The 13,116-nt window shown below is 40.3% G+C and carries 11 protein-coding genes and 1 tRNA gene; 5 read left to right on the forward strand and 7 right to left on the reverse strand.

Annotation, left to right across the window (positions count from 1 at the left end; all coding sequences use genetic code 11):
* Positions 1 to 270: transposase (locus BLV64_RS13840; RefSeq protein ID WP_245705921.1), on the forward strand; the 270-nt coding region annotated here is incomplete at its 5' end.
* A gap of 221 nt (positions 271 to 491) precedes the next feature.
* Here the strand turns inward: BLV64_RS13840 and BLV64_RS13845 are convergent.
* The 6 genes from BLV64_RS13845 to BLV64_RS13870 form a co-directional block, all read right to left on the reverse strand.
* Positions 492 to 565, reverse strand: a tRNA-Asp gene (locus tag BLV64_RS13845).
* A gap of 80 nt (positions 566 to 645) precedes the next feature.
* Positions 646 to 1,575, reverse strand: coding sequence for a DUF58 domain-containing protein (locus BLV64_RS13850; protein WP_092136589.1), 930 nt, complete (start codon positions 1,573 to 1,575; stop codon positions 646 to 648).
* Positions 1,576 to 1,766: 191 nt separating this feature from the next.
* A complete protein-coding gene (gene trxA / locus BLV64_RS13855; protein WP_092136591.1) occupies positions 1,767 to 2,084 on the reverse strand; it encodes a thioredoxin in 318 nt (105 codons plus the stop codon).
* Between the two features lie 131 nt (positions 2,085 to 2,215).
* The gene (gene dnaE, locus BLV64_RS13860; protein WP_092136592.1) at positions 2,216 to 6,601 is read right to left on the reverse strand and encodes a DNA polymerase III subunit alpha; all 4,386 of its coding nucleotides are present in this window, start codon (positions 6,599 to 6,601) and stop codon (positions 2,216 to 2,218) included.
* A 157-nt stretch (positions 6,602 to 6,758) separates the two neighbouring features.
* Positions 6,759 to 7,208 carry a ferritin-like domain-containing protein gene (locus tag BLV64_RS13865; RefSeq protein ID WP_092136594.1) on the reverse strand — a complete coding sequence of 150 codons (450 nt, stop codon included), beginning with the start codon at positions 7,206 to 7,208 and terminating at the stop codon, positions 6,759 to 6,761.
* A 198-nt stretch (positions 7,209 to 7,406) separates the two neighbouring features.
* Entirely contained in the window at positions 7,407 to 8,459 is a 1,053-nt protein-coding gene (locus BLV64_RS13870; RefSeq protein WP_092136596.1) for a DUF6252 domain-containing protein, read from the reverse strand.
* A gap of 144 nt (positions 8,460 to 8,603) precedes the next feature.
* On the opposite strand from BLV64_RS13870, the gene BLV64_RS13875 reads away from it, so the two are divergent.
* The 4 genes from BLV64_RS13875 (at position 8,604) to BLV64_RS13890 (ending at position 11,732) form a co-directional block, all read left to right on the forward strand.
* Entirely contained in the window at positions 8,604 to 9,110 is a 507-nt protein-coding gene (locus BLV64_RS13875; protein ID WP_092136599.1) for a 30S ribosomal protein S16, read from the forward strand.
* Positions 9,111 to 9,250: 140 nt separating this feature from the next.
* The gene (gene rimM / locus BLV64_RS13880; RefSeq protein WP_092136602.1) at positions 9,251 to 9,781 is read left to right on the forward strand and encodes a ribosome maturation factor RimM; all 531 of its coding nucleotides are present in this window, start codon (positions 9,251 to 9,253) and stop codon (positions 9,779 to 9,781) included.
* Positions 9,781 to 10,494: a tRNA1(Val) (adenine(37)-N6)-methyltransferase gene (locus BLV64_RS13885; RefSeq protein WP_092136604.1), complete on the forward strand. Its 714-nt coding sequence runs from the start codon at positions 9,781 to 9,783 to the stop codon at positions 10,492 to 10,494. Before rimM ends, BLV64_RS13885 begins: the two co-directional genes overlap by 1 nt.
* Positions 10,495 to 10,553: 59 nt before the next feature.
* Positions 10,554 to 11,732 carry an acyl-CoA dehydrogenase family protein gene (locus BLV64_RS13890; protein WP_092136606.1) on the forward strand — a complete coding sequence of 393 codons (1,179 nt, stop codon included), beginning with the start codon at positions 10,554 to 10,556 and terminating at the stop codon, positions 11,730 to 11,732.
* Between the two features lie 426 nt (positions 11,733 to 12,158).
* On the opposite strand, the gene BLV64_RS13895 is transcribed toward BLV64_RS13890, so the two are convergent.
* Positions 12,159 to 12,791, reverse strand: coding sequence for a DUF3575 domain-containing protein (locus BLV64_RS13895; RefSeq protein ID WP_092136609.1), 633 nt, complete (start codon positions 12,789 to 12,791; stop codon positions 12,159 to 12,161).
* Positions 12,792 to 13,116: the final 325 nt, after the last annotated feature.

Here is a 13,116-nt window from a genome sequence, read left to right on the forward strand (position 1 = left end):
ATATTCAATAAGACAACTTCTATACAAATAGCATACACAAAAATGGCACATTGGTACAAAGACGTTGAAAACACCGGCTTCAGGTCATTCAATACAATTGCCAACACTATATCCCTCAATTATAAATCGATCCTAAACTATTTTATAAATAGAAGCACAAACGCATCCGCTGAATCATTTAATGCTAAAATAAAAGCTTTTAGAGCTCAGTTTAGAGGTGTGAAAAATGTAGAATTCTTCCTTTATAGACTGACCACAATTTTTGCATAAACACAACATTTAGGAATGATCCCTACTAACTACTATTCCCAAACCTCTATAAAACAAAAAAGCATCCCTATTTTCTAGAAGAAAAAAGGAAAGCTTCTCATCGGTTTGAGCTATAAATAGCTTCTACCACATTGACAGACTACTACATCTGTCAAAACAACACAACTAAATTTTATTGCCAAAAAAAGCTTCAAATTTCTTTGAAGCTTTAGCAATTTTTGCGGTCTGGACGGGACTCGAACCCGCGACCTTCGCCGTGACAGGGCGACATTCTAACCAGCTGAACTACCAGACCGTTGCGTTATTGCGAGTGCAAAGATAGGATACATTTTCACTTTCACAAACTTTTTTTAAACTTTTTTTATTTTTTTTTGCTCAAACGAACTTTTGGCGCTCGAGCATATAGCTGGTAAGGATGCTATCGAAACCGCTATTTACGTCAGCCTCAACGTATTTGATTTTATTATGTCCGCATTTGACCTTTAATTCGTCGAAATAATTTTTTATCATTTTTTCGTAATTTTCTTTTACGACTTCCGAATATAAGTTGATATGCTCCCCAGTTTCGACATCGATAAAACGTTTTGGGGCGTTATCAAAATCGAAATGATACTCTTTTTGTTTATCAAAAACATGAAATAGGACCACTTCATGCTTGTTATGTTTTAAATGTCTTAGAGCTTCGAACAGTTTATCTTGATCCGTTGAGGCTTGAAACATATCGGTAAACACGAATATTAGCGAGCGTCTGTGGATCTTCTCGGCTATTTGATGCAGATACTTATACGTTTCCGTTGTCTTATTAGCGGGCTTAGAAAGCACCGTGTTGCTTAACTGTGACAATAGCATCTGGTGGTGGCGCTCGCTTCCTTTTTCGCTAGCATAGAAATCGTAAGCATCACTATAGATACTTAAGCCTATAGCATCGCGTTGTTTTTTTATTATATGCATTAAGGCTGCCGATGCCAGGGCTGAAAAGGCCACTTTATTTAAACGGTCTATTGAGAAGTTTTGCATTTCGGGGTAATGCATAGAACTGCTATTATCTAGAATGATATGACAGCGCAAATTGGTTTCGTCGTCATAACTTTTAGTATAGAGCTTATCGGATTTAGCGTAGAGTTTCCAGTCGATATGTCGGGTACTCTCCCCTTGATTATAGATTTTATGCTCGGCAAACTCGGCCGAAAATCCATGGAACGGACTTTTATGCATTCCGGAAACGAAGCCTTCTACGACTTGTTTTGCCAGGTGCTCAAGGTTTTTAAACCCGCCGGCTTTATGTAGTTCGTCTGTTAAATTCATACCTATTTTCTGCGTTAAGGATGGAGCAATGTGTTTGAGCTCTCCCGATAGGTATCGGGAAGCGAGTTGTGAGAGCCTGGTTTTGTTTTACTTTTTTTGGTAAAACAAAAATCGCCCTAAAAAATAATACCCTAAACTAAAAAAGGTTTGCCATAACAGCAAACCTTTTCTCTATTCTTTATGTGTATCGACTATAAAAGCGCGTCGATAGCTTCAGTATAAGCGTTTTTAGGTGCTACACCTACTTGACGACCTACAACTTCTCCGTTTTGGAAAACCAATACTGTTGGAATGTTACGCACACCGTATTTAGCAGCAAATTCTTGATTTGCATCTACGTCTAACTTTCCTACTACTGCTTTACCTTCGTATTCTTTACTTACCTCATCGATGATTGGTCCAACCATTCTACATGGTCCACACCAAGCAGCCCAAAAGTCTACCATTACAGGTTTGTCACTTTTTAATACTGTCTCTTCGAAATTTGCATCTGTGATTTCTAATGCCATAATATTGTGTTTTTTATTGAGTTTTACTTCTAGTTTATATGCAATATTAGTCAAAAAAAGTGCCAAAGCGTATAACCTGACATTTGTTTTTTTTATCGCTGAATTGGTTTGTACTATTATAATTAGGGTGTTTAATTCAATTTATAAAAGACCTGCTGTTCTTCAAGCTCGTCTAATAATTCTTGAGACACCTTTACTTTTTGCCTGCGGCTATTCATTTCTAATTTTATCTGCTCTTTATTATCATAAACGACGAAATCCAACAAATGACTTCCGGGGTGCATGGCAATAAGTCCTTTAAGCTTCTGAATTCTCTCGGGATCCAGATCGCGAATATTTAACTGTATAGAGAGTTTACGCACGTATTTCTCCATGACATCATGCAGCAGCTGAAAGCTATTAAACTGCAATCTCGGGTCACTTTTTTTACCGGTATCGCGGTTTACCCAGCCTTCGCGAACAAAAACTTTAACGTGCACGAAGTTATTAACCATTAAAAAGTGGCGGTGTTTTAAATACTCTTCCCCAAAAATACGAAATTCGTACGAATCGGTATAATCTTCGATTGTAAATAGCGCCCAGCCTTTCCCTTGCTTACTCACGCGGTGTTGCACATCGGTGACCACCCCACCAAAGGTAATTTCTTTATTCACATGGGGATGTAGGTCGGTAAAATAGGAGATTTTCCCCGAGCAGAAGTTCTTCATTTCGGTTCTAAAATCATCTAGGGGATGCCCAGAAATATAAACCCCTACCACTTCGCGCTCTTGGGCTAGTTTCTCCATGGTACCCCAGGTTTCACATGGCGGTACTTGAGGCTCTTCTATTTGCACATCGCTAGCACCACCAAACAGACTCACCTGCGCGGAATTTTCATTCTCCTGGTGTTTTGCACCGTAGCGGATGGCTTTTTCTAAGAAGGTTAAATCACTACCTTCCTTATGGAAATATTGCGCCCTGTGGGTATCTTTAAAACAATCGAACCCTCCTGCCAAGGCTAAGTTTTCGAAGGCTTTTTTATTGGCTGCACGCAAATCGATACGCTTTGTTAAATCGAAAATAGATTTATACTCACCGTCCTTTCTATTTTCTACGATGGTCATTACGGCACCGTGCCCTACCCCTTTAATGGCTCCCATTCCAAAACGCACGGCATAATCTTTATTCACCGAGAATTTATAGAACGACTCATTAACATCAGGACCAAGCACATCAAGTTTCATACGCTTACATTCCTCCATAAAAAAGGTGACCTGCTTAATATCGTTCATATTATTCGATAATACGGCCGCCATATACTCGGCAGGGTAATGCGCTTTTAGGTAAGCGGTTTGGTAGGCGATCCACGCATAGCAGGTCGAGTGGGATTTATTAAAGGCATAACTTGCAAAGGCCTCCCAGTCTTTCCAAATTTTCTCTAGCTTTTTAGCATCATGCCCTTTGGCACTAGCTTGCTCGATAAATTTAGGTTTCATTTTATCAAGAACGGCGATTTGCTTTTTACCCATCGCTTTACGCAGGACATCGGCCTCACCTTTGGTAAAATCTGCTAGCTTTTGCGAGAGGAGCATCACCTGCTCTTGGTAAACGGTAATCCCGTAGGTTTCTTTTAAGTACTCTTCCATTGCTGGTAAATCGTACTCTATATCTTCATCCCCATGTTTTCGTCGCACGAAACTCGGAATGTATTCCATAGGTCCCGGACGGTACAGGGCGTTCATTGCAATTAAATCATCAAAGACCGTCGGTTTTAAATCTTTAAGGTGTTTTTGCATCCCTGGGGATTCGTATTGAAACACCCCAACGGTTTCTCCGCGTTGGAACAGCTCGTAGGTCTTTTCATCATCTAGCGGAAAGGTATCCGGATCTAAAAGAATATCGTGTTTTGCTTTTACAATTTTAACGGTGTCTTTTATCAGGGTTAATGTTTTTAACCCCAAGAAGTCCATTTTCAATAACCCGGCATCTTCCACTACTGAGTTATCAAACTGCGTCACGTACAGATCGGAATCTTTTGCTAGGGAAACCGGTACGAATTTGGTAATATCATCGGGAGTAATAATCACCCCACAGGCGTGAATTCCGGTATTCCTTACCGACCCTTCTAGGGTCCGCGCTAGGTTTACGGTTTCCGCTTGCAGGTCACTACCATCGGAAATATTTAGGAGTTCATTGACTTTCTCCAGGTCTTCCGCTCTAAATTTCGAACTCAGTTCCTTATCACTTAAACCGAATATTTTATTCAGTTTCGACATATTAGGAATCAATTTCGCAATCCTATCGGCATCAAAAAGGGGCAGGTCTAATACTCTGGCGGTATCACGAATGGATGACTTTGCGGCCATGGTACCATAGGTAATAATTTGCGCCACCTGATTAGAGCCGTATTTATCAATAACGTAATCCATAACGCGGCTACGTCCTTCATCATCAAAATCGATATCAATATCGGGCATACTCACACGATCCGGATTAAGGAAACGCTCAAAAAGCAGATTGTACTTCATCGGATCGATGTTGGTAATCCACAAGCAGTAGGCCACTACCGATCCGGCTGCCGATCCACGACCGGGACCTACAGACACATCCATTTTTCGGGCTTCGCGAATAAAATCCTCTACAATCAAAAAATACCCTGGGTATCCTGTTTTTTCAATAACGCTAAGCTCAAAATCTAGGCGCTCGATAACCTCTTCCGAAAGCTCTTGTCCGTATCTTTTTTTCGCCCCTTCGTAGGTAAGGTGTCTTAAAAAGGCATTCTCTCCACGCTTACCACCGTCAATTTTATCCTCGTCGTGCATAAACTGCTCGGGGATATCGAAAGCCGGTAATAAAACATCACGTGCTAGCTGGTAGCCTTCAATTTTATTAACTATTTCTTCGGTATTACTAATTGCTTCTGGCACATCTTTAAAGAGGTTTTTCATCTCTTGTGCCGACTTAAAGTAATACTCTTGGTTAGGCATCCCGTAGCGATACCCTCGTCCGCGACCAATAGGAGTCGCCTGCTTTTCACCATCTTTTACACAGAGTAAAATATCGTGGGCATTGGCATCCCCTTGTTTTGCGTAGTAGGTATTATTGGTAGCCACCAATTTTACGTTATGGGTATTGGCAAATTTTATCAGGGTAGGGTTTACACGGTCTTCATCTTCTTGTCCGTGGCGCATAAGCTCGATATACAAATCGTCACCAAACTGCTCTTTCCACCATAGTAAAGCCTCTTCTGCCTGACTTTCTCCAACATTTAAGACCTTACTAGGTACCTCACCATATAAGTTACCGGTAAGCACCAGCAGGTCTTCTTTATACTGTTCAATTAATTTTTTATCTATTCTCGGCACATAATAAAACCCGTTCACGAAGGCGTGCGACGATAGCTTGGCAAGATTATGGTATCCGTTTTTATTTTTAGCGATAAGCACCACTTGGTACCCGTTATCTTTTCGCGATTTATCTAGGTGGTCCTCACAAACGAAGAACTCACAACCGATAATCGGTTTTATTTCTTTTACTCGTGGGGTTTCACCTATAGCTTCGGCCTCTGCTATTTTAGCTTTTGCGGCGCTGTTATGTTTGTTTACGGCATTTATAAAGTGAAAGGCCCCCATCATATTCGCATGATCGGTAAGCGCTACTGCCGGCATATTATGCGATGCTGCTTGGGCAACAATATCCACCACACTCATTGTGGACTGTAATACTGAGAACTGCGAGTGGTTATGGAGATGTACAAAATCTACGGACTTAAGATCTTGGATATTCTCTTTAATCTCTTCGGCAGAAATCCCAGACGACTCATTTTTTCTTAGGCGCTCGGCGATCTTAGCACTCTCACGCTTAAGATTGATATGTTTTAAACCAATGGTTTGAATGGTTTGCGGATTGGCTTCTGAGAAGCGCTCGAAATAATCCGGCTCGACATCCAATTGCTCGATAGTGTATTCCTGACGGCGGATAAGCTCTAAGAAGCATCGTGTTGTCGCTTCCACATCGGCAGTTGCGTTGTGTGCTTCGGAGAACGGTGTTCCGAAGAGGTACTGATGCAACTCGGTAAGTGTAGGGAGTTTAAATTTCCCATAACGCCCACCGGGAATTTCACATAGGTTAGCGGTGTGCTCGGTACAGGTATCTAATACCGGAAGCTCTTGCAAGACGTTTTGGACATTCTCACGGACGAACTCCGCACCCATAATATTCAAATCGAACTTTACGTTCTGCCCCACCACAAACTTAGCTTTCCCTAGTGCAATATTAAATTTTGCTAAAACTTCCGACAGCTCCACCCCTTGCTCTTCGGCAAGCTCGGTAGAAATACCGTGAATTTTCTCGGCATCATAGGGAATATTAAACCCGTCGGGTTTCACTAAATAATCCTGGCTCTCCACGCAGTTCCCCATAGCGTCATGCAGCTGCCATGCGATTTGTATACACCGTGGCCAGTTGTCTACATCGGTAATTGGAGCGTCCCAGCGTTTTGGTAATCCTGTGGTTTCCGTATCGAAAATTAAGTACATAATTGTGATTATAAAGTAAAAAAAATAGGGAGGTTAAAAATAAGAATAAAGAATAGTTTTACGGCATAAAATCGGAATGTTTTATAAACAATAAAATCCAACCGGATAGCGGTTGGATTTTATTTTCAGGGTAGTCCCTCATAGTGAGAATTCTACCTTATGAAATTATATTTTCATTTAATTTCTCGGTGTTAATTGCCGACTGGATGGCGTCTCTATGTTTTAAGACTAGCGCGTCGATGGTTGGCGGTAAGTTTTTTTCTGTTACCAGCTCATTGTATTCTTCCAAGCTCGCCTTTTCACCTCTAATCGCTTCCTCTAAAACGGCCTCCTCGTTATTTCCTGAAAAGGTCGATTTTAGGGTCATCCAATTCCTGTGCATGGTTCCTTTAAAACTCCCCGAGTCTTTAGGCTCCTCACCATATTGCTTGATTTCATTTTTAATCTCGTTAGCAAATTGGTTACGCTCGGTGGCGCGGCGTTTAAAAAACATTTTCAATCGGTCGCTATCCACATTTTCGGCGGCATTAAGATAGCCTTTTTCGGCATCGTAATTCTTAACTAATAGTTCGTTTAATTTATTCGAAATTTCTTCAGTGTACTTCATAATTCCTTATCATTTTAAATTTCAATACTTTTTTTTGGTTGATGCGTATTGTTTAACATCGCTAGTCTTAATATAACACGAAAGGCGGACGATGTCAAGTCATTTAACACTGTTTGTGAGGACTTTATGAGTTTTTAACACAAAAAAAAGCTGCAACCCTAAGATTGCAGCTTTATATATAGAAAAGGTATCTCTTTATTAGTAATTAATATCGATTACACCAGAAGTCAGACTCACATCACCACCGGTTGCCGATTCTACGGGACCAGAAAATGTACCGTCGATTTCTGTTGTTGTATTCACTGAAATATTAGATGTAAAAATCCCTGACGCATTATTAGCTGGGGTATAATCGGTAGAAATTAAGTGAATCACAAAATTAGAAATGATATTCGCACCTGTTTGTCCTTGCACCACTTCAAAAGACACCCAGTCACCAGAGTTTGCATCTTCCGCTCTTACTGAAACGACAGTTCCGTTTAGGTCGGCTGTTATATTCTCATCAAAGGTTCTTGCATCTGTTCCTACGGTTACGGTAATTGCTCCGCTAACCACGGTCGCTGCTGGGGTACAATCTAGCGAATCAATTTCGGCTTGAATTGAACCATTAGCATCACCACAGGCATTCATTTGTGTCATTAAGGCTTGCATATAATCATTACAAAGTGCTTCATATCCAGGATCTGTAGGATCTGAAACCGCTAAAGTTTGTCCTGACACTTGAGCAGCCGCTGTAGCCGTCTGGCAGTCTGTATTTGTGGGGTCGGAATCCGATACCACACCACCTGTTAGAGGTACTTTAACAAAGATTCCCTCATTAAAGTTCACAGAAGACATTCCTGAACTGTTAAAGGCATTAAAATAAAACTCTCCAGAAACAAAACCTTCTTCAAGGTTAACCACTTTCAGGTCGATCATTCCGTTGGCAGGATATATTTGAACGTCTGGATCCGGTGTGTTTTCTGTAGACCAGATCACGCCGTTTATATCTACATGCGTAGCAAAGGCATTAGCATCTTGAACATCATAAAGCCCTGGAGACACACTATTTACCACTAAATTTACGGTATCATAATTATCGGTTCCTGTAATAACTATTTGTCCATTATCTACAATACTCGCTTGATACGAAACTGCTTCAAACAAATTACCATCTTTTTTAGCTTCAAACGATGGTGTTTTAAATTTTGTTTCATTACTACAACTAAGTAAAGCGACCATTGTTAAAACCAAAACAACTATATTTTTCATAATCATGTAATTTTATTCGTCTCAAAAATAGAATAAAAAACATTAACCCAATAGTTTTAGTATAAAAAGTTAAAATATAAAATTTTATAGTATCTTTGCAGCTTATTAATAATAGAGGTCGCGAACCTCACAAATTAATTTTTTATGTCAGTAAAAATAAGATTACAAAGACACGGTAAAAAGGGGAAACCTTATTTCCGAATCGTAGCAGCGGATTCTCGCGCTAAGAGAGATGGTAAATACCTAGAACAAATAGGTTTTTACAATCCAACTACCAACCCTGCAACTATCGAATTAGATGTTGATACAGCGGTAAAGTGGTTACAAAATGGTGCTCAACCAACAGACACAGCGAAAGCAATATTGTCTTACAAAGGGGCTTTATTAAAAAATCACCTAGCAGGTGGTGTACGTAAAGGCGCTTTAACTGAAGAGCAAGCAGAAGCAAAATTCAACGCTTGGTTAGAAGAAAAAGGTAGTAAAGTTGAAGCTAAGAAAGAAGGTTTAGCAAGTGCAGAAAGTGAAGCTAAAGCGAAAGCTTTTGCAGCTGAGAAGGCAGCTAACGAAGCTAGAATTGCAGCAGCAACTCCAGCGGTTGAAGAAGCTCCTGAAGCAGCAGAATCTACTGAAGCAACAAACGAAGAAGAATAGAAATTTTATTTTTATACTTTTCAAAAACTCCGATAGTCCGCTATCGGAGTTTTTTTTTTTACTAAAACCCTTTGTAGATACTTTTAAAAGCGAGATTTTTGCATGGTATTTAGTATGCCAATACGATAACGACTACGACGATGAATAAAAAAGATTGTTTTTTCTTAGGTAAAATTGTAAAAAAATACAGTTTTAAGGGCGAGTTACTTGCCAAACTAGACACCGACGAACCGGAACTTTACGAAGACTTAGACTCTGTGTTTGTCGATTTACGAGGCAACCTGGTACCATTTTTTATTGAAAGCTCACAATTACACAAATCGGAATTGCTACGTATAAAATTCGAGGATGTCGAAACGGAGGCTGATGCCGATAGTTTATTAAAAAGCGACTTATATCTCCCTTTAGATTTCTTACCAGAATTGGAGGACGACAAGTTTTACTTTCATGAGATTATTGGGTTTACTGTGGAGGACACGAGTTTCGGAACTGTAGGTACGATTACGGGGGTTAATGACAGCACGGCACAATCTCTTTTTGAAATCGACCGAAACGGCATTGAGATCCTTATCCCGATGAATGATGAGTTTATAACGAAAGTCGACAAGCCTAATAAAACCATAGTTGTTACTACCCCAGAGGGGCTTATCGATTTGTATTTAGAGGACTAATGGCAAAACCGTTTCAGTTTAAATCATTTACGGTCCACCAAGACCGCTGTGCCATGAAAATTGGTACCGACGGGGTACTTTTAGGCGCTTGGGCCACTTTAGACCACCGTCCGTTTTCCATACTTGATATCGGCGCTGGTACTGGAGTTGTTGCTTTAATGTTAGCGCAACGCAGTATGGCGGAAGTCATAGACGCCATAGAGATCGATGATGCCGCTTACGAGCAATGTGTCGATAATTTTGAAAGCTCCCCATGGGGCGACAGGTTGTTTTGTTACCATGCGGCATTGCAAGAGTTTGCTGAGGAGATCGACGATACTTACGACCTTATAGTCTCCAATCCGCCTTTCTACACCGAAGATTATAAAACTGATAATACCCAGAGGGATCTGGCACGTTTTAGCGATGCTATGCCTTTTCATCACCTCACGCAGAGTGTGGGTAAGCTGCTTTCGGAAACCGGAAAGTTTGTGGTGATTATCCCCTTTAAAGATGAAAAAGACTGTTTGGACCACGCTGCGGCGGAAGGGCTTTTTGCCAACCGCATCCTACGCGTTAGAGGTCATGAGACGGCAGATTTGAAACGCAGCCTTATAGCATTTTCATTTGAAAAAATAGCGGTTGTTGAAGAGGAGTTGGTTATTGAAACCTCAAGACACGCGTACACTGAAGACTACAAAAAACTGACTAAAGATTTTTATCTTAAAATGTAGATTAAAATTGTAAACAGTAAAGCATTTCGTTACTTTTGTTATTCAACTAAAACAAAACTATGAAGCCAGATTTATTTGAAGCTCCGGATTATTACAACTTAGACGAGCTCCTTACAGACGAACATAAATTAGTACGCGATGCAGCGAGAGAATGGGTAAAACGTGATGTTTCACCAATTATAGAAGACTACGCACAACGTGCAGAATTCCCAAAACAAATTATAAAAGGACTAGCAGACATTGGTGCTTTTGGTCCGTATATCCCGGAGGAATATGGTGGTGCGGGATTAGATCAGATTTCTTATGGTTTAATCATGCAAGAAATTGAACGTGGCGATTCTGGTGTCCGCAGTACGGCTTCGGTACAATCCTCTTTAGTGATGTATCCGATTTACAAATACGGAAACGAGGAGCAGCGAAAAAAATACTTACCAAAATTAGCTAGTGGTGAATGGATGGGAAGTTTCGGATTAACGGAACCTGACCACGGGAGTAACCCTGGAGGCATGACCACTAATTTCAAGGATATGGGTGACCACTATCTTTTAAACGGTGCTAAAATGTGGATTTCCAACGCGCCATTTTGTAATGTGGCTGTGGTATGGGCAAAAAATGAAGAAGGACGTATTCACGGACTTATCGTAGAGCGCGGTATGGAAGGGTTTACCACGCCAGAAACACATAACAAATGGTCACTTCGTGCGAGTGCAACGGGAGAGCTTATTTTCGATAATGTAAAGGTTCCTAAAGAAAACCTATTACCAAACAAATCAGGATTAGGAGCACCACTAGGCTGTTTAGATTCGGCACGTTTTGGTATTGCATGGGGCGCTATCGGTGCGGCAATGGACTGTTATGATACGGCATTGCGTTACAGTAAAGAACGTATGCAATTCGGAAAGCCTATTGGGCAGTTCCAATTACAACAAAAGAAATTAGCTGAGATGATTACCGAAATCACAAAAGCACAGTTATTAGCTTGGAAATTAGGGGTGATGCGTAATAATGGTACTGCAACATCGGCACAGATTTCTATGGCGAAACGCAATAATGTGGACATGGCGATTAATATCGCACGCGAAGCAAGACAGATGCTTGGTGGTATGGGTATTTCTGGTGACTATAGTATTATGAGACACTCTATGAATTTAGAGAGTGTAATTACTTACGAGGGTACTCATGATATTCATTTACTAATTACAGGATTAGATATTACAGGATTAAATGCTTTTAAATAAGATTTAAGCATTCCTTCTTTTGGTGGTTTTTACTACTGAGTTATACTATAAAATGCTTCTCATTATTGAGGAGCATTTTTTTTTGGGTGTTTGAGAAGTTTATTTTGGGGATTACATGTTTTATTTATTTTACAGTGGATTCATAATTGTCATTCTGAGGGAGGCACGATCGAAGAATCTGTACAAGAATTATAGTTTTTATGTCCGTTTTGTTCGAGGTCACATGTAGCACAAGATTCTTCACTGCTCAGAAATCGAAGATTCGACGCAGTCAATGACATATAATTGAGCATCGCGTTACTAAGACTTACAGCCTCTCTAATTTACCACAAAACAACAATGGTGGTTCTAAACACCTACATGAACCAAAATCAAACCTAATCCCTAATACCTAATACCTAATCCCTAATCCCTAATACCTAATCCCTATTTACTAACTCCCTTCAACTTATAGACCAACATAAGCCCGCCACGATACAACAGTACCTCACCACTACCATTAAAATCGCGATAATTATCTTCGTCTACATCAACACGATCTAAGCGGTTAAACCCTTTATAATTCGTTTGCGAGAGTCCGCCGCCCACGAATAGCTCCAATCCCCAACGCTCATTCAACCTGTGTTTATAACCTAAGGTGAGTCCGTAAAATGTAGCACGTCCCGATTGAAAACTCCCGTCCTCATGTTTTAGGTTATAGGGTGAGTTTGGGGTATACTTATCATAAAGCACTAGGAAGCCAGGTTTTTGCATGGTAAACATCCCAAAACCGATATGACCACCGACAAACAACCCGCTACGCTCAGGTTTTAAGTAATAGCGGTATTCAGGAAAAACTTGTACAATTTGAAGTGGCTCGCCATTAAAACTGTCCCAAAAGGCACCTAACACATCAAGTTGCACACTGGAATGGTTGGTGATAGGTATTTCAATACCGACATTAGGAATGAGTAGTGTGGCAGTAGCCATATTAAATTTGACTTCCGTTTGGGCATGTGTAGGCAGAGCAATAGCACAAACTATGGCAATTACTATACTAATAGTATGTTTTTTAATCATAACAAAAATGGGTTAGAACCATAGACTTAGCTCATTGAATTAGCTGTAGTTCTAGAGTCAAAGATGATAAAATAATGGGAATTATACGAGAATAGCGATAAGAAATATGGTGTTTTTTGGGTTGATTTGATCACTGTTGTAAAAAGGTATAACCATCAAGTCCATCAAAATCCAACTAACTACTATTTTTCCTTAGAAAGCAACCCGGCCTATTTTTGTAATCGTAGTAAAACAAGTAAAAGCCGCAGCGGCTGGCAGTGGAGGATGGCCTAGCGCAGTGGTTGCCATCCGCATGATAAGGATTTTGCGCAGTTTTCAAGATTAC

The sequence above is a fragment of the Bizionia paragorgiae genome, assembly GCF_900107625.1.
Lineage (GTDB): Bacteria > Bacteroidota > Bacteroidia > Flavobacteriales > Flavobacteriaceae > Bizionia > Bizionia paragorgiae.